The organism is Maricaulis sp. B-26 (assembly GCF_056857855.1).
Genome location: NZ_JBSXNX010000024.1, coordinates 106,694 through 128,947, shown reverse-complemented (window position 1 = coordinate 128,947; position 22,254 = coordinate 106,694). Strand labels below are relative to the sequence as shown.

Here is a 22,254-nt window from a genome sequence, read left to right as displayed (position 1 = left end):
GCCGCCCTGTTCACAGTTCCGAGATGACCCCATGACCGACACTTCCCCAACCGCGGCCACCACCCCGGACCAGGCGACGCCCCTTCCCGCCAGGAATTCCTCCCGGTTCGGCGTGCTCGCCGAACTCGCCCTCGTGATCGCCGTTATGGTGGGCTCCAAGCTGATCTTCGACCGGATCGTCTGGACCTATGCGGGACCGCTCTCCCTGCTCTGTACTTTCACACTGCTGCTTGTCATCACCCGGCTGCGCCGCGAGAGCTGGAGCAATTTCGGCCTTGTGAAGCTGCGTCGCTGGTGGTCCTGGCCGTTGATCATTCCCCAGGCCCTGCTGGGCTTCGCCGCGATCGGCCTGATCGGGGCCGGCACCGCATTCCTCGGCGACGCACTGGGTTTCTGGTCGACGGACACGATACCGGAGGGCGTCGAGGCCCGGTTCGGCAATGTGGTGGGCAATCTGCCCGTCTATCTGGGCTGGATTGCGCTGTCCTGGATCAGTGCCGGTTTCGGCGAGGAAGTCTTCTTCCGCGGCTACATGATCAACCGGGCCGGCAAGTTCTTTCCGAAGGCATGGTGGGGGACGGCCTTCGCGGTCCTGCTGCCTGCCATCGGGTTCGGCATCGTGCACATGTATTATCAGGGCCTTCGCGGTCTCGTCGTGACTGGAATGATCGGTCTGGCGCTGGGCACGCTCTACATTCTCTACAAGCGCAATATCTGGCCGCTCGTCATCGCCCACGGCGCCTTCGACACGCTCACCTTCACCGCCTTCTATCTCGATCTCGACGTCTGACGGAGCGGCGGAATCGCAGGCAACAAAAAACCCCGGCTCGAGGGCCGGGGTTTTTCTGTATTCGGAGGCGTCCGGCGCTAGTGCTTTTTCAGCCGCGCGATCAGCTCTTCCTTGGACGGCTCGAAGCGTTCGGCGATCCAGTGCGCCTTGAGTTCGTCCAGCGCGTCGCCAAGCATCGGACCCGGCTCGTAGCCGAGCAGGATGAGGTCGCCGCCCTTCACCGGAAATTCCGGCTCCTGCCATTCGCGGGCGAATTTGGCGAGCAGGGTCCAGTCGCGCGGCGGCGGGGCGACTTCGCCCGCGGCCTGCAGCCGGACCTGGTCCTCGAAGGCACGGGCGCCCAGAGACATGATCGCGCGTTCCGCAGCGGCCATATCGGAGAAGGCCTCGGTGACCTCTTCGCGATGCGTCGGGTCGACTGCCCCCTGGAGGCGCCGCGCTTCCGCATTCGACATTTTCAGATTGCCGGCCATGGTCCTGATCCTTTCCGGTCCGCCATCGGCGAGCGCCGCGAATCTCAAAAGCGAATCGGGCACTAACTCGTATTCTACATCCTGAGCAATGATACCGCGCAGGACTCTTAATGATCCGTTCACTCCGAGCAGGATTTCCAGCAAGCCGATTTCCCGCATCACTGTGACGGCCGGTCCCGGATCGCGTGCGGACAAAAGCTTTTTCAGCTCGGACCAGACCCGCTCTGCCGATAAATTATGCAGCCCGTCTTTCAGCGCCGCCACAGCCGCGATCGCGGCCGGATCGGGCGTACCGGCACCGTACCAGGCCTCGAATCGGAAAAGTCGGAGAATGCGCAGATAGTCCTCGCGAATCCGCTCTTCCGCATTTCCCACGAAGACGAAACGCCGGTCGGCGAGGTCCGCGAGCCCGCCGGTCGGGTCGTGGATGACGCCGTCCATGTCGGCATAAAGGGCGTTGAGGCGAAAATCCCGGCGGCGGGCATCCTCGGTCCAGTCCTCGGTGAAGGCGACGACGGCGCGGCGCCCGTCGGTCTCGACATCGCGCCGCAGGGTCGTGACCTCGAAGGGCTGCCCCTCGCAGATCACGGTAATCGTGCCATGGTCGATGCCGGTCGGCACGGCCTTGAGACCGGCCTTGCGGGCCGCGTCCATCACCGCCTGCGGCAGGAGCTGGGTGGCGATGTCGATATCCCTGACCTCGGCACCTATCAGGGCGTTGCGCACGCAGCCGCCGACGAAACGGGCCCCGCCGGGGCGGGCCGCATCGAGCGCCGCCATGACCCGGCGGGTCGTGTCGGCGCGCATCCAGTCATGCTCGGCAGGGTCGAGCCGCGGCGCGGTCATCACTGCGGGTCTTCCGGGTCGTCTTCCCCGGCATCATCCTCCGGTTCGAGGTCGACGAAATGACCGGGCACCATCTCGCCGTCGACCACGCGCGGCGGGACGTATTGTTGTCCGGGACGGCCGCTGCCGGCGCTGTCGAGGAAGACCAGAACCAGGAAGGCGAGTACGGCGAGCGTGACTCCCGCCGCGGTGAGTTTCGCGGTCGGCGTCGCATGAAGGGGGTGCTCGGTCCGGGACTGCCAGCGCCAGATGAAGAAGAGCAAGAAGGGCAGCAGGAAGGAGGCGAGCTGGATGAGGGTGATACGGATCATGATTCAACCATATAACCGATCGTGCAGGGATTTCAGCATCCCCGCCGTCGCACCCCAGATATACCGCCCCTGCCAGGGCATGGCGTAATAGTGGCGGGTAATGCCCTGCCACTCGCGCGAATGACGCTCGTGATTGGCCGGGTCCATCAGGAAATCGAAGGGCGCCTCGAACACGTCGGCCACCTCGCCCGGGTCCGGGCACAGCCGATAGCCGGGATGGATCACCCCGACGAAGGGCGTGACGAGAAAGCCCGTGACGGTTTCATAGCCGTCGAAACTGCCAAGCAGTTCGACGTGCTCCGCGGCAATCCCCACCTCCTCGTACAGTTCGCGCACGGCGGCCTCGGCCGGTGTCTCGCCGCCCGGATCGACGCCGCCGCCGGGAAAACTGATCTGACCGGCATGCTTGGCCAGGTGAGCAGCGCGTTCGGTCAGCAGGAGGCGGGGCGGTCCGTCATGCAGGATCAGAGGAGCGAGAACGGCCGCCGGACGCAGGACGGCCGCGCCGGACCGGCGTACGCCGTTCAGATCGCCATCGCCGCGCACGGGATCGCGCACCGGCGCATCGACCGGATCCAGCTTCTGCCGCAAATGCTCGACCAGCGCATCGCTTGGCAAGGTGTCTCGCAGCCTCATGCCGGCCCCAGCGGATAGAATTCGCCCTGGCTCCAGACCCCCGTCACGCCGTCTTCGGTCTCGGCCAGCTCGGCCAGTTCGTAGAAGACCGGCCGCGTCATCAGCGCGTCCAGCCGCCCGCGGACGCGAACCAGCGGAACCGGCTCGCCGCTGTCCTCATCGATCGTCACGGAAATGGGATGATCGGGCCCGGCCTCGATCAATTCGTCGAAATTGGTGCGGAAAACCAGCGAGGCGTCGCGCCCCTCGCCCACCCGGTCGACTCGTACGGCCAGGAAGGGCGCGACCTCGACCTCGATGGCGATTTTTTCCACCGGGGTCACGAGATAATGAATGCCGTCGTCATCTTTCCGCAAGATTGTCGAAAACAGTCGTGTCAGACGGTCGCGTGTAATTCGTGTACCCTCGTGCCACCAGCTCCCGTCCCGTTTGATGACCATGTCCATCTCGCCGCAATATTCCGGCTCCCAGCGATCGACAGGCGGCAAGCCGCCGCCGGCTTCGCGTGCGGCCTTGAGGAGCGACTGCAATGGATCGTCGGTCTGGGCGGTCGTAGGCATGGACAGCTTTCGTGTGCGGAGCCATGCTCGCCTTCGGCGAACAGGCCGATAAATCACCTGTATCGGAGAGGAATGTAGGACGATGACCGAGACGAATGAACCCGGTGCAGAACTGATTGCAGAAGCCGACGCCGCGACCGAGCGCCTGAAAGCGGTGAAAGAGTCGATCGGACGCGTCATCTACGGACTGGAAGACGAGGTCGAGCTCTGCCTCGCCGCCATCCTGTCCGGCGGCCATACGCTCCTGGTCGGTGCGCCCGGCCTGGCCAAAACGCGACTGGTCCAGACCATCGCGGTCGCCACCGGCCTCGACACCAAGCGCATCCAGTTCACGCCCGATCTCATGCCGGCCGACATTCTCGGCTCGGAGATTCTCGAGGAGTCGGATGACGGCAAGCGCCATTTCCGCTTCCTGCCCGGCCCGGTCTTCTGCCGCCTGCTCATGGCCGACGAGATCAACCGTGCCAGCCCGCGCACCCAGGCCGCCCTGCTGCAGGCCATGCAGGAAGGCCATGTCACCGTGGCCGGCGAACGCCACGACCTGCCGCAGCCCTTCCACGTGCTCGCCACGCAGAACCCGATCGAACAGGAAGGCACCTATCCGCTGCCGGAAGCCCAGCTCGACCGTTTCCTGCTGCGCGTCGACGTTCCCTATCCCAGCCGCGACGCCGAACGCGCCGTCCTGCTTGCCACGACCGGTGCCGACGATGCCGAGGCGGTGGAAGTGCTCAATGCCGAGGAAATCCTGAAGCTCCAGTCGCTCGTGCGCCGCCTTCCGGTCGGTGAGCGCGTGCTCGAAGCCATTCTCGACCTGCTGCGGCTGGCCCGCCCGGACGAATCCGATGTCGATGCCGTACGAGACGGCGTGTCGTGGGGTCCCGGACCGCGTGCCGGCCAGGCGCTGATGCTGGCCTGCCGGGCCCGTGCCCTGCTGCGGGGCCGTCTCGCCCCGTCGACCGAGGACGTCGCGGCGCTTGCCGAGCCGGTGCTGAAACACCGCATGGCGCTCTCCTTTGCAGCCCGTGCCGACGGGCACACGCTGGAAGGCCTGATCAAGACGCTCGCCGACCGGGCGGCCTGATCCATGGGACCGGGCTCCGACCGCAATACGGAGGCGCGGGTCGTCTCTCTTCGCCATGAAGGCGAAGACCTCGCTGCCAGCCTGCCGGCCCTGCTGGCGGAAGCGAGCCGTATTGCGGCGACGGTGGCCCAGGGCGTCCACGGACGCCGCCGGTCCGGCATCGGCGAGACGTTCTGGCAATACCGGCACCATCGCCCGGAAGACGGCCGCGCTGCGATCGACTGGCGCCAGTCCGCCCGGTCCGACCAGCTCTTCGTGCGCCAGAACGAATGGGAAGCGGCCAATACGATAAATCTCTGGCGCGACGGCAGCGCCTCCATGCATTTCAGCTCGCACCGTGCAACGCCGACCAAGATGGACCGGGCCGCCGTCTGCCAGATCGCCATCGCCACCCTGCTCACCCAGGGCGGGGAACGGGTCTCCGTGCTGGGCGAAAGCTCGATCGCGCGCACCGGCGCGCTCGGCCTCGAACGCGTCTCGCGCCGCCTGGCGATCGGCCCCGGCGAAGCCGCCTCGGTCGAGGCCCCGCATATTCCGCGTTTCAGCCGCGTCGTTCTGGCGAGCGATTTTCTCGACCCGATCGAAACCTGGGAAGCGCGGCTCGCCCGCTTTGCGGCCCGGGAGTGCGACGGGCTGCTCCTGCGCGTCGTTGATCCGGCCGAAGAAGACTTCCCCTATTCCGGCCGCACCCGCTTCGAGGCGCCCGGTAGCGAGCAGACCCTGCTCTTCGGCCGCGCCGAGGAAGCCCGCAAGGCCTACCGCGAGCGCTGGCTCGAACATGGCGAGCGCCTCGCCGAGCTGGCCCGCCGTTTCGGCTGGGCGCTGGTGACGCACCGTACCGACAAACCCGCGACGAATGCCGTTCTGGCGCTCTATCGCGCGCTTGCGAGGGATGTCTGACGCATGTTCGCTCTCGGCCCCCTCTCCTTCGGCGCACCGCTCGCCCTCGCAGGCCTTCTCGCCCTGCCAGCCCTGTGGCTGCTCCTGCGGGCAACGCCGCCCGCGCCGAAGCGCGCGATCTTCCCGCCGCTGCGCCTCCTGCTGGGAGCGCCGGACGATGCCGAGACGCCGCAGCATGCGCCCTGGTGGCTGATCCTCTTCCGCCTGCTCATCGCCGCTCTCGTCATCATCGCCCTGGCGCGCCCGGTCTGGACGCCGCCGGCCTATGAGGAAGAGACCCGCCCCTCCCTGATCGTGGTCGATAATGGCTGGTCCGCCGCCTCGAGCTGGACGGACATGATGCGCGAGGCCGAACGCCTGATCGCCGAGGCGGATCGCGACGGACGGCCGGTCGCCATCGCCGCCACGGCGGAGAACGGCAATACCGCCACCACGGTCCAGCTCGGCGATGCCGATGCGGCGCGGCGCCGGCTCGAAACCATCCGCCCGCTCGCCTGGTCCGCCGATCGCGAAGCGCTGGCAGACCGTCTTGGCGAAGCGGATCTGGAAGGCCCGCTTGCCGTGACCTGGTTGAGCGACGGGCTGGACAGCCCCGGCGCTGACGCCCTGGCCCGCGCCCTCGCCGGTCTGGGGACCGTTACCGTGCTGGAACCGGACAGCGGGCGCGCGCCCGTCGCCATCGCGGCGCCCGAACCGACCGCGAACGGGCTGCGCCTGGAGGTCCGCCGGGCCGCCACGGATCTGCCGCGCACGCTGGGCCTGACCGCCATCGGCGCGGACGGCCGTGCCATCGCCCGTGCCGATCTGACCTTCGAAGCCGGTTCGGGCAGTGCGAGCGAAACGATCGCCCTGCCCCTCGACCTTCGCAACCGGATTGCCAGCCTGCGCCTGGACGGCAGTGCCAGCGCCGGCACCGTGCGCCTGCTGGGCGATCAGTGGCGGCGCCCGCGGGTCGGTCTGATCACGCAGGAGAGCGATGACGGCCAGCCCCTGCTCTCGGACCTGCACTACATCAACAGTGCGTTGACGCCTCATGCCCAGCTCGAACGAGGGCCGCTCGACGTCCTGCTGGAAAGCGATGTGTCGATCCTGGTCATGACCGATGCGGCGCGCAGCGACGACGCGTCCGTGGTCGAATTCGTCGAGGCGGGCGGCGTCCTCATCCGTTTCGCCGGTCCACGCCTGGCCGCGCGCGGCGACGAACTCCTTCCGGTCGATCTGCGGCAGGGCGGCCGTCTCTTCGGCGGCGCGCTCAACTGGGACGAGCCCCAAACCATCGCAGCCTTCCCGGACACCTCGCCTTTTGCCGGGCTCCCTACGGATGAAAGCGCCACCATCGACCGCCAGGTACTTGCGCAACCCGGTTCGGCCACGCCGGACCGCGTCTGGGCACGCCTGGAGGACGGAACGCCGCTCGTCACCGCGCAGCGCCGGGCCCGCGGCTGGATCGTGCTCTTCCACGTCACGGGTAGCCCGAACTGGTCCGACCTGCCGCTCTCCGGCCTGTTTCCCCGCATGCTGCAGCGCCTCATGGGCCTGTCGCAAAGCGGCGCCACGGGCATGCCGGCCAACGGGGCCTGGGTGCTCGACCAGGCGCTCGGTGCCGACGGCCAGCTCGGCAATGCGCCGGCCACGGCCCGTCCGGTGCCGGCTGCCGCCTGGGAAAGCGCCCGCCCCTCGCCCCGGACGCCGCCTGGCATCTACAGGCTCGGCGCGGCGAGTTCGGCGCTCAATATTCTGGACGCGACGACGCAGCTCGAACCGCTGCCGCGCGCTCTGCCAGGCGTGCGCTTCGCCGGGCTGGACGGCCCGCATGCCCGTCATTTCGATGCCCCGCTCCTCGTGGCTGCGCTGATCCTGCTTTCGATCGACGTGCTGATCGCGCTGGCCCTCGCCGGCCGCCTGCCGGGCACGGCGGGCCGGGTCGCCGGTGCCGTTCTGGCCGGTGCGCTCCTGCTGCCGGCAGCCCCGTCCGCGGAAGCGCAGACGGCCGAACCGGTCGAAGAATTCGTGATGGACGCGGCCCTGACCCTGCGCTTCGCCTATATCGAGACCGGCGATGCGGCGCGCGATGCGCGCAGCGCGGCCGGCCTGCGCGGGCTGGGCCAGGAAGTCATGCGGCGCAGCGCCATGGAGCCGGATGCCCCGATGGGCGTGAACCCGGCCCAGGACGAGCTGATCTTTTTCCCGCTCATCTACTGGCCGGTCGCCCGGGACGCCCAGCCGCTCTCTCCCGAGGCGGCGATGCGGGTCAGCGCCTATCTCCAGTCGGGCGGGCTGATCGTGTTCGATACCCAGGATGCCGATATCGCCATGTTGCGCGCCGGCGAGCCGCATCCCGGACTGGTCAATCTGCTCGAGAGCATCGACGTGCCGCCGCTCGCCCAGTTACCCGGCGATCATGTGCTCACGCGGACCTTCTACCTGCTGCAGGATTTTCCCGGCCGCTTCAGCGACAGCCCGGTCTGGGTCGAGGCCAATCCCGACGGGGCCTCCCGCGACGGCACATCCGGCGTGATCATCGGCGCGAATGACTGGGCCTCGGCCTGGGCACGCGGCGAGAATGGCGAATTCCTCGCCCCGGTCGATGGCGGCGAGCGCCAGCGCGAGATGGCCATCCGCTTCGGCGTGAATATCGCGATGTATGCGCTGACCGGGAATTACAAGTCCGATCAGGTCCATGTTCCCGATATTCTCGAGAGGCTGGGCCAATGAACGCGACCGTCACAGCCCTCGATTTCGCCCCGCTCCTGCCCTGGCGCCTGATCCTGATCTTCGGCGGTCTCGCCCTTGCGACGACCGCCGCCGGGGCCTCGCAGCGTCTGTCCGGATGGATATGGCGCACGCTCGCCATCGGTCTGGTCTTGCTGGTCCTGGCCAATCCCTCGCTCGTCGAGGAAGAGCGCGACCCGCTGGCCGATGTCGCAGTTCTGGTCACCGATACTTCCACCAGCATGACCATCGGCGAGCGCAGCGAGGCCGCCGAGGCCATGGCGGACGCGCTGCGCCGCGAGGCTGAACGCGATCCCCTGCTCGACCTGGTCGAGGTCGAGGCCGGCGAGACGGCGGACGGAACCATGCTGTTCGACGCCGTCGGCGCAGCCCTTGCCAGCGTCCCGCAGGACCGCCTGGCGGGCATCGTCACCGTCACGGACGGACAGGTTCACGACGTCCCGGTCGATGCGGGCGGGCTCAATATCGATGCCCCGGTCCACCAGGTCATGCCCGGCGATGTCAATGCCGGCGACCGTCGCCTCGTCATCGAGGAAGCACCGCGTTACGGCATTGTCGGCCAGACCGTCCAGTTCGTCATCCGGATCGAGGACGACAGCATGCAGGGCACGGCCTCGGTCGCCTTCCGCTTCGAGGGCGGCGACCCGCAGGTCCATGCCATCCCGATCGGCCGTTCGACGCGGGTCGAAGTCCCTGTCGAACGCCGGGGCCAGAATGTGATCGAGGCCGAAGTCGAGGCCGGCCCGGAAGAGCTTTCGCTGATCAATAACCGCGCCGCCGTTTCGGTGAACGGCGTGCGCGACCGTCTTCGCGTCCTGCTCGTGACCGGCGAGCCGCACAATGGCGCCCGCGCCTGGCGCGATCTTCTGAAGTCGGACCCCTCGGTCGACCTCGTCCATTTCACCATCCTGCGCCCGCCGGACCGGCGCGATTCCACGCCGGTGGACGAGCTCGCCCTGATCGGTTTTCCGGTCCAGGAACTCTTCGTGGAACGCCTGTCGGAATTCGACCTGGTGATCTTCGACCGCTACCGGCGCCGCAACATCATGCCGCCGCTCTATTTCGACTATATCGCCCGCTATGTCGAAAACGGCGGCGCCCTGCTGGTCACGGCAGGACCGCCTTTCGCGGGCGCACCGAGCCTCTACCGTACGCCGCTCGCCGCGGTGCTTCCGGTGCGTCCGACCGGACAGATCCGCGAAGAGGCGTTCACGCCGGCTCCGACCGGTACCGGGCTTCGTCACCCGGTTACGGCCGGTCTCGCGGGCGGCGGCGAGTCGCCGGAATGGGGCCGCTGGCTGCGCCATATCGACGGTACGGCGCTGGGCGGCGAAACCTTGCTGGAAACGCCGGAAGGCAGCCCCCTGCTCGTTCTGCAGCGCTCGGGGACCGGGCGCGCCGCCATCGTGATGAGCGATCAGACCTGGCTGTGGGCACGCGGTTTCGAAGGCGGCGGCCCTTACGCGGAAATGTTCCGCCGTGTCGCTCACTGGCTGATGCGCGAGCCCGAGCTGGACGAAGAGCGCCTGAGCGCCTTCGCCGTCGATGGCGAGCTGCAGGTCGACCGCGTCACTCTCGCGGACCAGCCGCCGCCGCTGGACGTCACCTGGCCTGATGGCCGCGAACAAACGGTCTCGATGGAAGCTGCGGGAACCGGGCATTTCGCGGCCCGCCTCGCTGCCGAAGGCAGCGGGCTGGTACGGTTGCGCTCCGGCGATCTGACCACGGTGGCTGCGCTCGGCCCGATCAATCCGCGCGAATATGCGGACCTCCGCCCGACCGGCGACCTGATGGCCCCTGTGCGCGACACCACGGGCGGCGGCCTCTTCGCCATCGGCGAGGGTCCGCGCGCAGATCTGCCGACCCTGCGCCGCACGCGCGCCGGCGCCGACCAGGCCGGCCGCACCTGGCTCGGCCTGACGCGCAATGAGCGCTATGTCGTCCGTGCCAGTACGCGGACCCCGCTCCTCCCGGGCCTGCTGATCGTGCTGATGATCGCTGCACTGCTCGGCCTGGGCTGGTGGCGCGAAGGCCGCTGACTGCGCCCGTCAACGCAATCTTCACCATACGGAAACCCCCGGCATCCCACTGTTCAGGCAATCGTCCGGAGTTTCCCATGACATCGCTGCGCCTCGCCCTGATCGTTCTTCTTCTCGCCCCGAGCCTGTCGGGCTGCCTGGTCGTCGGCACGGCGGCTCTGGCCACCGACGTCGCCATCGGGACAGTGGGCACAGCCGTTGATGTGGGGGCCGCGGCGATCGATGTGGTCATTCCCGGCGATGACGAGGACGAGGACGAGGACGAGGAGGACCGCTGACGCGGGCACACCTTGTCACGCCTCACAAAGGATTTAGTTCTCAAGACATGACGGCCTCTGTTACACTGTTTCAGAGGGATATCGGCCTTGCTGGCCGAACGCTGACGAGAGGATTTACCGATGAAGCGCACATTCACTGCCTTGCTGGCTGCCGCGGCCCTGTCCGCACCGGCCCTCGCCACCGATCCCGTCGCCCTCGGCGAAATCGCGATCGGTCCGGAACTGATGGAGAAAGGCGAGGATTACGGCCAGCGCGAACTCGACCGACTTGCCGGCTACATGCAGGACCATCTCGAGCGGCAGCTCGCCGACATGCTCGGCGATGGCGGCTACACGCTCGACGTGACGATCCTCGACGCCATGCCCAACCGCCCGACCATGCAGCAAATGGCGGGAACGACGGCCTTGCACATGTCGTCCTTCAGTATCGGCGGCGCAGAGGTGGAAGCCCGGCTCCTGTCGGCCTCGGGCGATGTGCTCGAGAGCTACAGTTATAGCTGGCGCAGCCACAGTATCCGCGACGTCGTGGGTTATGCGACCTGGACCGATGCGCGCCGGACCTTCGACCGCTTCGCCCGCCAGATCCGCACCAGCCTGGAGGAGCGTGCCGAGACCGGCAGCTGATCCGGACTGACGGCGGCATCGCCCTGAAACAAGGCGCACCGGCTCCCGGTGCGCCTTTTTCGTTCGCGGTCGCACAATACTTGCCGCTCCGGAAATGCCCGTCGCCGTGCTAGGCTGTTGCCCCAGCGATTAGTGACAGGGAGAGTCCCATGCTGCGTGCTCTCGTGTGTGTTTTCGCGTTCCTGACCCTGAGCGTCGCCGCACTGGCGGATGACGGCTTCCAGGTCAGGCTCCACGGCCAGGCGACCGGCTCCATCGATATCGGCGAGGTCAGTTTCGCGCCTGCCCTGCTTGCCAAGTCCGACCAGTTCGGCGAGACCGAACTGCCGCGCCTTGCGGCCTATCTGCGTGAGGATCTGGAACGGGCTCTCGTCCGGGCCAACTGGCACGGCATGGCCATCGAGCAGACCCATCTGGACGTGACCATCGTCGATGTCCGGCCCAACCGGCCGACCATGACCCAGCTGCAGAACATGGACTCGGTGAACTACCGGGATCACACCGCCGGCGGCGCCGCCCTGGCGGCTGAACTGCGCACCGGCGACGGCGATCTGATCGCCGAGTACAGCTATGAATGGTTCAATCCGGAGCCGGAAGACACCGATTCCCAGGGCACGTGGTCGGATACGCGCACGGCCTTCGGCATCTTCGCGGAAGACATCGCGGAGAGTCTCGGCATCGCGCCGATGCCCGGCAGCTGATCAGGGCGCCCCGATCCATTTGTGGGTCTGGACGCTGAGCGACCATGTCGGGTGCGCAAGGCAGTATTCGAAAGCAGCCTGCGCATTCTCCAACATGGCGTCCCCGTCCATCGGCTGGAGCGAGAACCGCTTGAAGTTCCAGCCGGTGAAGTCGGCCGGATCGAGTTCCGGCTGCGGGAAGACCAGTTTCAGCTCGTCGCCGCTGCGCTGCACGACCGGCGCGGTCCCTTTCGGGCTGACGGTGATCCAGTCGATCCCCTCGGGCGCTGGCAGCGTGCCATTGGTCTCCACGGCAATCTCGAAACCGCGTGCATGCAGCGCCGCGATCAGGGGCGGATCAAGCTGGAGCAGCGGTTCGCCACCGGTACAGACGACCAGTGGGCGTCCTCCGCCCGGCCAGTAGCCCGCAACCGCCTCGGCCAGCGCGGCCTCGGTCTGGAAGCGCCCGCCGCCGGGGCCGTCCATGCCCACGAAGTCCGTGTCGCAGAAATTGCAGACCGCCTTGTGCCGGTCCTGTTCGCGGCCGCTCCACAGATTGCAGCCGGCAAAGCGCAGAAAGACGGCCGGCCGGCCGGCCTGGGCGCCCTCGCCCTGGACTGTCAGGAAGATTTCCTTGACGGAGTAGCTCATGCCTCTGCCGCCTCGCGCCAGTTTTTCCAGCCCCGCGCCCGCAATTCGCAGGCGGGACAGGTGCCGCACCCATATCCCCAGGCATGCTCGACGCCGCGCTCGCCCTTGTAACAGGTGTGGCTCTCGGTCCGGATCAGCTCGACCAGCGCATCCCCGCCCAGCGTGCGCGCCAGGGCCCAGGTCTCCGACTTGTCCAGCTGCATGAGCGGCGTTTCCACGGTCATGGCCGTCGCCAGGCCGAGCGACAGGCTCTGCTGCACCGCGTCGATCGTCTCGCGCCGGCAGTCCGGATAGCCGGAATAGTCGGTCTCGCACATGCCGCCGACCAGCACGTCATGCCCGCGCCGGTAGGCCAGCGCCGAGGCGACGGTCAGGAAGACGAGATTGCGGCCGGGAACGAAGGTCGAGGGCAGCCCGTCCTCCGCCATCTCGATAGCCCTCTCGGCCGTCAATGCGCTCTCCGCGATCGCACCATAGCCCGTCAGGTCGATCACGAAATCCTCGCCCAGCCGGCCCGCCCAGTCGCCGAACCGGTCGCGCATCGCATCGCGCACGGCGGTGCGGGCCTGCATTTCCACGTGGTGACGCTGGCCATAGTCGAAGCCGACGGTCTCGACCCGGTCGTACCGGTCGAGCGCCCAGGCCAGGCAGGTCGCGGAGTCCTGGCCGCCCGAGAACAGGACGAGCGCGGATGAGGAAGCGGATTGGGTCGTCATGCGGCGCTTATATAATGGCTCGCAGGAGGCTTGACCATGAGCAGCTATAGCTGGACCTACACGACCTGGCCGGACGCCGGCGCCGCCCGCGAAGCCGCGGCCGTGCTCATCGATGAGCGGCTCTGCGCCTGCGCCAATATCCTGCCGGCCATGACCAGCGTCTATCGCTGGGAGGGCCGGGTGGAGACGGCGTCGGAAGCGGTCATGATCCTGAAGACCTCACCCGAACGAAAAGCGGCGCTTCGCGACCGGATCGCGCAATTGCACCCTTATGACGAGCCCTGCATCCTTTCGCTCTCCATCGACGACGAAGGGAGTTCGGCTGCGTTTCTCGACTGGATCCGGACGGAAACCTGTCCCGATCCGTGACACTTCTGTGAATAATTCGGCAAATGCATCAGGTGTTTATGCCTTGGAAAGCCTGATCGGCGCATGACTGATTCCCACGCAAGAGGGGATTCGCGATGAGTCGACAGGTACGCGATGTCGTGGTCGATGCGCCGATCGTGGCGCCGGATACGCCGGGCGAGCAGGTCTATGACCTGTTCAGCGAGGATCCCGGCCTGCTCGTCCTCCCCGTCGTCGACGGCATGGTGCCCGCCGGGCTCGTCGCCCGGGACCGCTTCTTCATCAAGATGGCCGACCGGCACGGACGCGCCCTGTTCGGCCGCCGCCCGGTCTCCGTGCTGATGCAGACCGACCCGCTCCTCGTCGAGACCTCGACCCCGATCGACGAACTCAGCGCCCTGATCGCCCGCAACTGTCCGTCCAAACTGCTTGAAGGTTTCATCGTCACGCGGCACGGCCAGTATGCCGGCGTCGGCACGGCGCTGGAATTACTGCGCGTGATGTCCGATGAGAGCGTCGAACGGAACCACAAACTCTCCGCCCTGGCCGAACAACTGGGCCGGGCACGCATCGAGGCGCTCGCCGCCTCCAAGGCAAAATCGGAATTCCTCGCGACCATGAGTCACGAGATCCGCACGCCGCTCAACGGCGTGCTGGGCGTCGCCCAGCTGCTCGCCGCCTCGAAACTCGACGACAACCAGGCCGACCTCGTCCGGATCATCAACGAGTCCGGCAATATCCTGCAGACCGTGCTCAATGACGTGCTCGACCTGTCCAAGATCGAAGCCGGTCGCATGGAGCTCAAAACCGCGCCCTTCTCGCCCGCGAAAATCGCGACGGACGCACTTGCGCTCTGGCAGGCACGGGCACGGGAGAAAGGGCTCGATCTGAGAATCGACCTTACCGGCGACCATGGCCGCGATTTCATCGGCGATGCGACACGCATCCGCCAGATCCTGTTCAACCTTCTCAGCAATGCCATCAAGTTTACTGACAGGGGACGCATCGCCTGCGAAATATCCTTCCATGCGATCGGGCGGCGCCGGAGCGTGATGCGCGCCGAGATCGCGGATACCGGCTGCGGCATTCCCGAGGGCGACCAGGCCAGACTGTTCAGCGCCTTCACCCAGGCCGAGGCGCAGGCGCCGCACGGCCAGGGCGGGACCGGGCTGGGCCTGGCGATCTGCAAGCGCCTGAGCGAACTCATGGGCGGTACGGTCGGCTTTCGCAGCCGGGCCGGCGAAGGGTCCACATTCTGGTTCGAAATACCGCTGCGAGCAGCTTCGGAGACCGCCCCTGCGCGGCCCGCGCCCGCTGCCGGCGACCCGGAACCGTCGAACCGCAATACGCGCATCCTCGTCGCCGAGGACAATCGCATCAACCAGGCCGTCATCCGTGGTTTCCTCGGCCTGAGGCAGCTCGAAGCCGATTACGCGGACAATGGCCGCGAAGCGCTCGAGGCGCTCGGCACGCAGGCCTACGACCTTATTCTCATGGATATGGAGATGCCGGTCATGGACGGCCTGGCCGCGACACGGGCGATCCGCCAGCTGGACGGCCCCGCCGCGTCCACTCCGATCGTCGCGCTGACGGCGCACGCCCTCTCGGACATGCGCGAACGTTGTACGGAGGCGGGAATGGACGACTTCGTCTCGAAACCCATCGAGCAGGCCGAACTCTTCCGCGTGATCGAGGCCCAGCTGGGACGCTCGCGCACTGCCGATCGCGAAAGTCGCGTCGCCTAGTCGAGTTCTTCGGTCTGCCGGTAGGCGTCGTGAGCCGCTTCGTCGAAGCCGCGGCGGCGGCTGATGATGAGAATGGCCGCGAGACCGCCGCCGATCACCACGCTGAACCCGATCCCCAGCGCCAGCGCGACCCAGCCGTGAATGCCCATCTCCACCTCGGGCAAAGCGCCGAAGCCGACAACGATGAAGGCGAGGCAGATGATGATGGCGATCACCGCCGCGATGAGGGAAAGCTGGCTGCCGCGTGTCATGGGCATCTCCTTAAGCGTTCGCAGAAGATAGAGATGCCCGCCGGGCATAACACCCCTCTCGATACACACACAGCGTGCGGCGAAGCGACGCGCGGCACGGCGCATTGGCATCGGTTCCGGAGATTGTTCTGGAGGGGGAAAGTGGTGGCGAGGGAGAGACTTGAAGAAAAGTCCTCACATCAAATCGTCGCAACCACCCAACCGACTGAACTACCGATCATTTTTCAACCAAAAAGAAATCACCCGCCAAACTGACTTCGGGATTTTGTGGGACATTTTGTGGGACAGTTGCAGCAAAAAGTCGACCCGGCGCGATACTGACTTGGTGGCGCAGCACAAGCCTCGCTCGAATTGAGCAAGGACTTACAACGGTAACGTTTCTTGACCCCTTCAGCTCATGGCGGCACTAATGGCGGACTGTTTTCCGCTCGGGGGCCTATGCGGCACGTTCTGACATTCCTGCTGATTGCCATGTTGGCCTGGCTCGGACCTGTTTCCGGGACGGAGGCGCATGCGCATGAAGTGGGGGCGGAACATCATCATGTGGAAGCGGCGGCCGACCATCATCATGAGGACGCGCACCATCATCGGGGCACGGATCGCGAGATTGATCTGGCCAAGATGCGCGAGGCGGCGGATGTCGATGCGGACGAGAGCGGCGATGTGATCCTGCATGCCCATGTCCACATGGATGGTGCGCCGATGGCTGCGTTAATGAGCCTGCAAACCGTAGAAACGGCTGGACCGGTGCGGTCCCTGAGTCATGTCGTGCCGGAGCCTGATCCTGGATTGGACGGGCTGAGACGGCCTCCCAAATCGATCCTGTAACGACCTGAACCGGCAGTCGGCCCGACCGGCTGCGTGTTGCTTTTCGTTTACAGGACAAGATTCCATGCGAACCTCATCATGTTTGCTCGCGTTGGCCGCGATGCAAATCCTCGTGGCCCCCGTCTGTGCGGTGGCCCAGAGCGCTCAGCCGTCCACGCTGAGCCTGAACGAGGCGTTGGCGCGAGCCCTCGCCGAAGCCCCCGAACTCACCGCTGCCGATGCCCGTATCGATGCCAGCGCCCAGCGTATTGACGGTGCGGCCCGGCGGCCCAATCCGACCCTCGACTTCACCTCCGAAAGTGTCGCGGGAACCGGCGACCGTAATCTCTTCAACGAGGCTGAGGCCGCCGTCGGGGTCATGCAGCCCTGGGAGCGCGGTGGCGACCGGGAAGCCCGCTCGACGCTGGCGGAGCGGGAACGCGACCTTCGGGTCGTGGAAGCCGAGATCGCCCGGCGCGATCTGATGCAACAGGTCGAGCTGGCCTATCTCGACGTCCAGGCGGAGCGGATGCGTCACGCCATCGCGGAAGACCGCATCGCCTCGCTGGAGGCCCTGGCGGCCATCGTCGACCGCCGGGTGCGGGCCGCGCGTGACCCTCGGATGGCACGCGACCGGATCGAGGCACGCCTGGCCGAAGCCCGGATCGAGGCCGGTCTGGCCCGGCGCCGTGTCGCGACGAGCGCCACCATCCTGGCTTCCTACTGGGGTGGTCTGCCGGATTTCACCGTGGACACGCAAAGCTTCCTAGCGCCGGGTGAGCTGGAGGCCAGTCCTGCCGACCGGGACACGCCCGAGATTGCCCTCCTACGCGCCCAGAGAGCCCGCAGCGATGCCGAGATCGGTCTGGAAACGGCCCGCGCCGTGCCGGATGCCAATGTCGGCCTGGAGCTGCGCCACTTCCAGTCCTCCAATGACGTGGCGCTGGGGGTTCGGTTCTCCATCCCGCTGCAGATCTGGAATGCCAATCAGGCCAATATCGCCTCGGCCCGGTCCGAAGCGGCAGCGATTGATGCCGATCTGGCTGCCCGTGAGCGGTTCGTCCAGCGGCAGGTCCAGGCCCTGATCCTGCGCCGTCAGGCAGCGGCTGGCGAACTGGCAGCCTTGGAAGAGACGGTGATCCCGCCCCTGCAGACCGCCCTGGAGCAGGCCCAGACCGGCTTTGCCCGTGGCAGTTTCTCCTTCCTGGAAATCTATGATGTGCAGCAGGCCCTGATCGATGCGCGGCTGCGCTCGGTCGATGCCTTGTTCGCCATCCATCAGTCCGACATCCAGCTGCGACGCCTGACCGGCGGCAGCCCGAACATGCCGCAGGGCATGGGAGACCAGTAATGACCATCCGAAACATGTTCACGGCCGCCCTGTGCGGCTCCACGGCACTTGTGCTGATCGCCTGTTCCCCCAGCGCCCCGGAAACCTCCGACGGGGGTGGCCATGGTGACGCCGCAGCCGAAGAGTATGAGCGTGGCCCGCATCGCGGCCGCATGCTGCGTCAGGGCGATTTCGCTCTGGAACTCACCATTTTCGAAGACGGGGTCGATCCCGAATTCCGACTCTTCCCCTATCTCAACGGCGAGCCGGTTGATCCGTCTCGGGTCGATGCGACCATCGAGCTGACGCGTCTGGGCGGCCAGGTCGACCGATTTGCCTTTGCCCCCCAGGAAGACTTCCTGAGCGGCGATGGCGTGGTGACCGAACCCCACTCTTTCGACGTGGCGGTCACGGCTTCCATGTCGGGCGTGAACGGGCGCTGGCAGTATGAGTCCTATGAGGGCCGCACCACGATCTCTCCCGAGCAGGCCGAGGCGGGCGGTATTGCCGTATCCGTCACCGGTCCGGCCACGCTGGACGAGACGGTCGAAGTCTATGGCGAGATCGAACTGATGCCTGAAGGTCGCGCCGAACTGCGCGGCTGGCTGCCGGGACGGGTCGTCGCCCTCAATGCCAGCATCGGGGATCGCGTCGAAGCCGGTCAGACGCTCGCCCGCATTACGGCTACCGAAAGCCTGCAGACCTATTCCGTCACCTCGCCGATCAGCGGTGTTGTGGTGGAACGCGGGGCGACGCTGAACGGCCCGACCGGCAGCGAACCGCTCTTCGTGGTCGTCGATCCCAGCCAGCTTCACGCTGAGCTGTTCATCTATCCCGGTGATCTTGGCAGCGTGGCGGGCGGTCAGCCGGTTCATGTCAGCAGCTTTGATGGCGGACGCAGCGTGGAGAGCGAGATCGAATTCCTCTCCCCGATGATCGATCCGGCCAGCCAGCGTGCCATCGCCCATGTGGAAATCCCCAATGAGGATGGCCAATGGCGTCCCGGCGAACGCATCCGCGCCCGCATTGAAGTGGGTGAGTTCGATGTGCCGCTGGCCGTGCGTACGGATGCCTTGCAGCGCTTCCGCGATTTCACCGTCGTTTATGCGCAGGTCGAGGACACTTACGAGGTCCGCATGCTGGACCTGGGCCGCCAGACGCCGGAATGGACGGAAATCCTGGGCGGTATTGATCCGGGCGTGACCTATGTCAGCGAGAACGCCTTCCTGATCACGGCAGACGTCATGAAGTCCGGCGCGAGCCACGATCACTAGGAGCGGATCATGCTGAAATCGATTATCTACCAGTCGATCCGCTATCGCTGGCTGGTTCTCTTCCTCGTGCTGGCCCTCGGGGCCCTCGGGGTGTGGAACTTCCAGCGACTGCCGATTGACGCCACGCCGGACATCACGAACGTCCAGGTGCAGATCAATTCGGAAGCCGAAGGGTTTTCGCCGCTCGAAGCCGAGCAACGGATCACCTTTCCCATCGAAACCGCCATCTCCGGCATTCCGGGGCTGGATTACACCCGCTCGGTCTCCCGCTACGGCCTGTCGCAGGTGACGGTCGTCTTCGAGGACGGGACCGACATCTATTTCGCAAGACAATTGGTGAATGAGCGGCTGCAGGCCGTCCGCGACCAGCTGCCCGAAGGTGTCACCCCGGAAATGGGTCCCATCGCCACGGGTCTGGGCGAGATCTTCATGTACACGCTGGAGATCGAGCCGGGGGCCACGCGCGATGACGGGTCGGACTGGACAGCCGAAGACTTGCGCACCCTGCAGGACTGGGTCATCCGTCCGCAGCTCCTGCGCACACCCGGCGTGGTCGAGGTGAACACGATTGGTGGCTATGTCCGCCAGTATCATGTCACCCCGCACCCGGATCAGCTGGCCGCCTACGGGCTGACGCTGGACGATGTGGTCGAGGCCCTGTCCCGCAACAATGCCAATACCGGCGCGGGTTATGTCGAGCACAACGGCGAACAGCTTCTGATCCGCTCGACAGGTCAGGCCGGCTCCATCGCCGATCTGGAAGCCGCCGTCATCACCAATCGCAACGGCCAGCCGATCCTGATCCGGGATGTGGCGGATGTGATTCTCGGTGAGGAGCTTCGCACAGGGGCCGCTACCGAGAATGGACGCGAGGTCGTGCTGGGTACGGTCTTCATGCTGATGGGCGAGAACAGCCGTCAGGTGGCACACGATGTAGCCATTCGTCTGGAAGAGGCCGCTGAAGCCCTCCCTGAGGGCATCCGAGCCGATGCGATCTACAACCGCACCGAGCTGGTCGACCGCACCATCGAGACCGTCGAGAAGAACCTCGTCGAGGGGGCCCTTCTGGTCATCGTCGTCCTCTTCATCCTGCTCGGCAATGTCCGGGCAGCCATCCTGACAGCGCTGGTCATTCCGCTCTCCATGCTGATGACCATCACCGGCATGGTGGAGAACCGGGTCTCCGGCAATCTGATGAGCCTGGGGGCGCTGGACTTCGGTCTGATCGTCGACGGGGCCGTGATCATCATCGAAAACTGCCTGCGAAGGCTCGGGTTGAGACAGCATGAGTATGGCCGCCTTCTGACCCGTGAGGAGCGTTTCAAGGAAACTGCCGAGGCCGCGGCCGAGGTGATCCGTCCCTCGCTCTTCGGCGTGCTGATCATCACCCTGGTCTATGTCCCGATCTTCGCTCTGACCGGCGTGGAAGGGAAAATGTTCCACCCGATGGCCTTCACCGTGGTCTTCGCCCTCACCTCGGCGATGATCCTCTCGCTGACTTTCGTCCCGGCTGCTGTCGCGATGATCGTCTCGGGCAAGGTGGAGGAGAAGCCGAACATCCTTATGCGCGGCGCCGCAAGGCTCTATGCCCCGGTTCTGGGCGTAGCGCTGAAACTGCGCTGGCTCGTGGTGGCCGGGGCCGTGGCCCTGGTCGTCATCGCCGGTATGGCCGCATCTCGTATGGGCTCGGAGTTCATTCCGCAGCTTGAGGAAGGCGACATCGCCCTGCACGCCTTGCGCATTCCCGGTACCAGTCTGAGCCAGGCGCTGGAGATGCAGACCAATCTGGAGGAACAGCTGCGGGGTTTCCCGCAGATCGAGCGGATCGTGTCAAAGATCGGCACCGCCGATGTGGCCACCGACCCGATGCCTCCCAGCGTGGCGGATACCTTCATCCTCCTGCATCCGCGCGAGGAATGGCCGAACCCCCGACTGCCCCGGGAAGACCTGGTCGCCCAGCTCAACGAGGCCGTCCAGCAGGTGCCGGGCAATCGCTACGAATTCACTCAGCCCATCGAGATGCGGTTCAACGAACTTCTCTCCGGTGTGCGGGCGGATGTCGCGGTGAAAGTGTTCGGCGATGATCTCGACGAGTTGCTAGCCATCGGTCAGCGGATCGAGGGTCTTATGGGACAGGTGGATGGTGCCCGGGATATTTCCCTGGAACAGGCCACCGGTCTTCCCATGATGCAGATCGAGCCCCGCCGCGAGGCGCTGGCCCGATACGGTCTGTCCGTCGACGATGTGCAGTCCGTGATCCGCACTTCCCTGGCCGGGACACGGGCCGGACAAATCTTCGAAGGCGACCGGCGGTTCGATGTCATCGTCCGCCTGCCGGAGGATTTGCGGACCAATGTGGCGCTTCTGGAACGGCTCAACGTGCCCCTTCCGGCGATGGAAGAGGGACGCGTGGAGACCATCCCGCTGCGCGAACTGGCCGACATCTCGCTGATCATTGGCCCCAACCAGATCAGCCGCGAGAATGGCAAGCGGCGCATCGTCGTGACCGCCAATGTTCGGGGCCGCGATCTGGGTTCCTTTGTGACGGAGGTCCAGGACCTGGTCCGCAATGAGGCCGAAGTGCCTGCTGGCTATTGGGTGGAGTATGGCGGCACGTTCGAGCAGCTGATCTCCGCCGCCAACCGGCTCAGCCTCGTCGTGCCGGTGGCTCTGGCCATGATCTTCCTGCTTTTGCTTGCCCTGTTCCGCTCGGTGGCCGATGCCGCTGTGGTCTTCTCCGGCGTGCCGCTGGCGCTGACCGGTGGGGTCGCAGCGCTGCTCCTGCGGGACTTGCCCCTGTCGATATCGGCCGGGGTGGGCTTTATCGCCCTGTCAGGGGTGGCGGTGCTCAACGGGGTGGTTCTGGTGACCTTCATCCGCTCGCTGATGGATGAAGGCAAACCGCTGGAGACCGCGATCCGGGAAGGGGCACTGACCCGTCTCCGCCCGGTCCTGATGACGGCACTGGTGGCCAGTCTCGGCTTCGTGCCGATGGCCTTCAATGTCGGTGCCGGTGCGGAGGTCCAGCGTCCGCTGGCCACCGTGGTCATCGGGGGGATCACCTCATCAACCTTGCTGACCCTGCTGGTGCTTCCGGCCCTGCTTCGTATCGTCCGGGGTTTCCTGGGCGGCGAGGCAGGCAATGAAGCCAATCCTGCACGCGAGGAACTCGCCTGATCCC

At 66.2% G+C, this 22,254-nt stretch carries 21 protein-coding genes; 14 read left to right on the top strand and 7 right to left on the bottom strand.

Annotated features, from left to right (window positions below; translation table 11 throughout):
* Positions 1-31: 31 nt before the first annotated feature.
* Positions 32-790 (top strand): CPBP family intramembrane glutamic endopeptidase, encoded by a 759-nt coding sequence (locus AC13HB_RS11215; protein ID WP_482949843.1) that lies wholly within the window; start codon positions 32-34, stop codon positions 788-790.
* Positions 791-867: 77 nt separating this feature from the next.
* Here the strand turns inward: AC13HB_RS11215 and AC13HB_RS11210 are convergent, their stop codons facing one another.
* The 4 genes from AC13HB_RS11210 to AC13HB_RS11195 are packed head-to-tail and all read right to left on the bottom strand — an operon-like array spanning position 868 to position 3,616.
* The gene (locus AC13HB_RS11210) at positions 868-2,109 is read right to left on the bottom strand and encodes a CCA tRNA nucleotidyltransferase (protein WP_482949842.1); all 1,242 of its coding nucleotides are present in this window, start codon (positions 2,107-2,109) and stop codon (positions 868-870) included.
* Positions 2,109-2,420, bottom strand: a complete 312-nt coding sequence (locus AC13HB_RS11205; protein ID WP_482949841.1) for a DUF6111 family protein — start codon at positions 2,418-2,420, stop codon at positions 2,109-2,111. The genes AC13HB_RS11210 and AC13HB_RS11205 overlap by 1 nt, the downstream gene beginning before the upstream one ends.
* A 3-nt stretch (positions 2,421-2,423) precedes the next feature.
* The gene (locus tag AC13HB_RS11200) at positions 2,424-3,056 is read right to left on the bottom strand and encodes an NUDIX hydrolase (RefSeq protein ID WP_482949840.1); all 633 of its coding nucleotides are present in this window, start codon (positions 3,054-3,056) and stop codon (positions 2,424-2,426) included.
* On the bottom strand, positions 3,053-3,616 hold the full coding sequence (locus AC13HB_RS11195) for a DUF1285 domain-containing protein (RefSeq protein WP_482949839.1): 564 nt from the start codon (positions 3,614-3,616) through the stop codon (positions 3,053-3,055). The genes AC13HB_RS11200 and AC13HB_RS11195 overlap by 4 nt, the downstream gene beginning before the upstream one ends.
* A gap of 82 nt (positions 3,617-3,698) precedes the next feature.
* Here AC13HB_RS11195 and AC13HB_RS11190 point away from each other — a divergent pair, with 82 nt between their 5' ends.
* The 7 genes from AC13HB_RS11190 (at position 3,699) to AC13HB_RS11160 (ending at position 11,972) form a co-directional block, all read left to right on the top strand.
* A complete protein-coding gene (locus AC13HB_RS11190) occupies positions 3,699-4,697 on the top strand; it encodes an AAA family ATPase (RefSeq protein WP_482949838.1) in 999 nt (332 codons plus the stop codon).
* Between the two features lie 3 nt (positions 4,698-4,700).
* On the top strand, positions 4,701-5,597 hold the full coding sequence (locus tag AC13HB_RS11185) for a DUF58 domain-containing protein (RefSeq protein ID WP_482949837.1): 897 nt from the start codon (positions 4,701-4,703) through the stop codon (positions 5,595-5,597).
* Between the two features lie 3 nt (positions 5,598-5,600).
* Positions 5,601-8,312 (top strand): DUF4159 domain-containing protein, encoded by a 2,712-nt coding sequence (locus AC13HB_RS11180; protein WP_482949836.1) that lies wholly within the window; start codon positions 5,601-5,603, stop codon positions 8,310-8,312.
* Complete coding sequence (locus tag AC13HB_RS11175; RefSeq protein ID WP_482949835.1) at positions 8,309-10,369, top strand: hypothetical protein; 2,061 nt, start codon at positions 8,309-8,311, stop codon at positions 10,367-10,369. The genes AC13HB_RS11180 and AC13HB_RS11175 overlap by 4 nt, the downstream gene beginning before the upstream one ends.
* Before the next feature lie 77 nt (positions 10,370-10,446).
* Positions 10,447-10,647, top strand: a complete 201-nt coding sequence (locus AC13HB_RS11170; RefSeq protein ID WP_482949834.1) for a hypothetical protein — start codon at positions 10,447-10,449, stop codon at positions 10,645-10,647.
* Positions 10,648-10,767: 120 nt separating this feature from the next.
* Positions 10,768-11,271 carry a hypothetical protein gene (locus AC13HB_RS11165; RefSeq protein WP_482949833.1) on the top strand — a complete coding sequence of 168 codons (504 nt, stop codon included), beginning with the start codon at positions 10,768-10,770 and terminating at the stop codon, positions 11,269-11,271.
* A gap of 149 nt (positions 11,272-11,420) precedes the next feature.
* Positions 11,421-11,972 (top strand): hypothetical protein, encoded by a 552-nt coding sequence (locus AC13HB_RS11160; RefSeq protein ID WP_482949832.1) that lies wholly within the window; start codon positions 11,421-11,423, stop codon positions 11,970-11,972.
* On the opposite strand, the gene queE is transcribed toward AC13HB_RS11160, so the two are convergent.
* Positions 11,973-12,602, bottom strand: a complete 630-nt coding sequence (gene queE / locus AC13HB_RS11155) for a 7-carboxy-7-deazaguanine synthase (protein WP_482949831.1) — start codon at positions 12,600-12,602, stop codon at positions 11,973-11,975.
* The gene (queC, locus tag AC13HB_RS11150) at positions 12,599-13,318 is read right to left on the bottom strand and encodes a 7-cyano-7-deazaguanine synthase QueC (RefSeq protein ID WP_482949830.1); all 720 of its coding nucleotides are present in this window, start codon (positions 13,316-13,318) and stop codon (positions 12,599-12,601) included. Before queC ends, queE begins: the two co-directional genes overlap by 4 nt.
* A 36-nt stretch (positions 13,319-13,354) precedes the next feature.
* Here queC and cutA point away from each other — a divergent pair, with 36 nt between their 5' ends.
* Positions 13,355-13,687: a divalent-cation tolerance protein CutA gene (gene cutA, locus AC13HB_RS11145; protein WP_482949829.1), complete on the top strand. Its 333-nt coding sequence runs from the start codon at positions 13,355-13,357 to the stop codon at positions 13,685-13,687.
* A 95-nt stretch (positions 13,688-13,782) separates the two neighbouring features.
* Positions 13,783-15,411, top strand: a complete 1,629-nt coding sequence (locus AC13HB_RS11140) for an ATP-binding protein (RefSeq protein WP_482949828.1) — start codon at positions 13,783-13,785, stop codon at positions 15,409-15,411.
* Here the strand turns inward: AC13HB_RS11140 and AC13HB_RS11135 are convergent.
* Positions 15,408-15,662: a hypothetical protein gene (locus tag AC13HB_RS11135; RefSeq protein ID WP_482949827.1), complete on the bottom strand. Its 255-nt coding sequence runs from the start codon at positions 15,660-15,662 to the stop codon at positions 15,408-15,410. The two genes, AC13HB_RS11140 and AC13HB_RS11135, sit on opposite strands and share 4 nt — an antisense overlap.
* 438 nt (positions 15,663-16,100) lie before the next feature.
* Between AC13HB_RS11135 and AC13HB_RS11130 the strand changes: the two genes are divergently transcribed.
* From AC13HB_RS11130 to AC13HB_RS11115, 4 genes are all read left to right on the top strand, one after another.
* Entirely contained in the window at positions 16,101-16,490 is a 390-nt protein-coding gene (locus tag AC13HB_RS11130; protein ID WP_482949826.1) for a hypothetical protein, read from the top strand.
* Positions 16,491-16,590: 100 nt separating this feature from the next.
* On the top strand, positions 16,591-17,820 hold the full coding sequence (locus AC13HB_RS11125; RefSeq protein WP_482949825.1) for a TolC family protein: 1,230 nt from the start codon (positions 16,591-16,593) through the stop codon (positions 17,818-17,820).
* Positions 17,820-19,073, top strand: coding sequence for an efflux RND transporter periplasmic adaptor subunit (locus AC13HB_RS11120; RefSeq protein ID WP_482949824.1), 1,254 nt, complete (start codon positions 17,820-17,822; stop codon positions 19,071-19,073). Before AC13HB_RS11125 ends, AC13HB_RS11120 begins: the two co-directional genes overlap by 1 nt.
* 9 nt (positions 19,074-19,082) lie before the next feature.
* Entirely contained in the window at positions 19,083-22,250 is a 3,168-nt protein-coding gene (locus AC13HB_RS11115) for an efflux RND transporter permease subunit (RefSeq protein ID WP_482949823.1), read from the top strand.
* Positions 22,251-22,254 lie beyond the last annotated feature (4 nt).

What these genes read in the sequence shown, in the direction of transcription:
- AC13HB_RS11210 (WP_482949842.1), bottom strand. Translation starts at nt 2,109, where the DNA reads ATGACCGCGCCGCGGCTCGACCCTGCCGAGCATGACTGGATGCGCGCC.
- AC13HB_RS11135 (WP_482949827.1), bottom strand. Translation starts at nt 15,662, where the DNA reads ATGACACGCGGCAGCCAGCTTTCCCTCATCGCGGCGGTGATCGCCATC.
- AC13HB_RS11180 (WP_482949836.1), top strand. Translation starts at nt 5,601, where the DNA reads ATGTTCGCTCTCGGCCCCCTCTCCTTCGGCGCACCGCTCGCCCTCGCA.
- AC13HB_RS11190 (WP_482949838.1), top strand. Translation starts at nt 3,699, where the DNA reads ATGACCGAGACGAATGAACCCGGTGCAGAACTGATTGCAGAAGCCGAC.
- AC13HB_RS11195 (WP_482949839.1), bottom strand. Translation starts at nt 3,616, where the DNA reads ATGCCTACGACCGCCCAGACCGACGATCCATTGCAGTCGCTCCTCAAG.
- AC13HB_RS11130 (WP_482949826.1), top strand. Translation starts at nt 16,101, where the DNA reads ATGCGGCACGTTCTGACATTCCTGCTGATTGCCATGTTGGCCTGGCTC.
- AC13HB_RS11160 (WP_482949832.1), top strand. Translation starts at nt 11,421, where the DNA reads ATGCTGCGTGCTCTCGTGTGTGTTTTCGCGTTCCTGACCCTGAGCGTC.
- AC13HB_RS11115 (WP_482949823.1), top strand. Translation starts at nt 19,083, where the DNA reads ATGCTGAAATCGATTATCTACCAGTCGATCCGCTATCGCTGGCTGGTT.
- AC13HB_RS11120 (WP_482949824.1), top strand. Translation starts at nt 17,820, where the DNA reads ATGACCATCCGAAACATGTTCACGGCCGCCCTGTGCGGCTCCACGGCA.
- AC13HB_RS11205 (WP_482949841.1), bottom strand. Translation starts at nt 2,420, where the DNA reads ATGATCCGTATCACCCTCATCCAGCTCGCCTCCTTCCTGCTGCCCTTC.
- cutA (WP_482949829.1), top strand. Translation starts at nt 13,355, where the DNA reads ATGAGCAGCTATAGCTGGACCTACACGACCTGGCCGGACGCCGGCGCC.
- AC13HB_RS11215 (WP_482949843.1), top strand. Translation starts at nt 32, where the DNA reads ATGACCGACACTTCCCCAACCGCGGCCACCACCCCGGACCAGGCGACG.
- AC13HB_RS11165 (WP_482949833.1), top strand. Translation starts at nt 10,768, where the DNA reads ATGAAGCGCACATTCACTGCCTTGCTGGCTGCCGCGGCCCTGTCCGCA.
- queE (WP_482949831.1), bottom strand. Translation starts at nt 12,602, where the DNA reads ATGAGCTACTCCGTCAAGGAAATCTTCCTGACAGTCCAGGGCGAGGGC.
- queC (WP_482949830.1), bottom strand. Translation starts at nt 13,318, where the DNA reads ATGACGACCCAATCCGCTTCCTCATCCGCGCTCGTCCTGTTCTCGGGC.
- AC13HB_RS11200 (WP_482949840.1), bottom strand. Translation starts at nt 3,056, where the DNA reads ATGAGGCTGCGAGACACCTTGCCAAGCGATGCGCTGGTCGAGCATTTG.
- AC13HB_RS11140 (WP_482949828.1), top strand. Translation starts at nt 13,783, where the DNA reads ATGAGTCGACAGGTACGCGATGTCGTGGTCGATGCGCCGATCGTGGCG.
- AC13HB_RS11170 (WP_482949834.1), top strand. Translation starts at nt 10,447, where the DNA reads ATGACATCGCTGCGCCTCGCCCTGATCGTTCTTCTTCTCGCCCCGAGC.
- AC13HB_RS11125 (WP_482949825.1), top strand. Translation starts at nt 16,591, where the DNA reads ATGCAAATCCTCGTGGCCCCCGTCTGTGCGGTGGCCCAGAGCGCTCAG.
- AC13HB_RS11185 (WP_482949837.1), top strand. Translation starts at nt 4,701, where the DNA reads ATGGGACCGGGCTCCGACCGCAATACGGAGGCGCGGGTCGTCTCTCTT.
- AC13HB_RS11175 (WP_482949835.1), top strand. Translation starts at nt 8,309, where the DNA reads ATGAACGCGACCGTCACAGCCCTCGATTTCGCCCCGCTCCTGCCCTGG.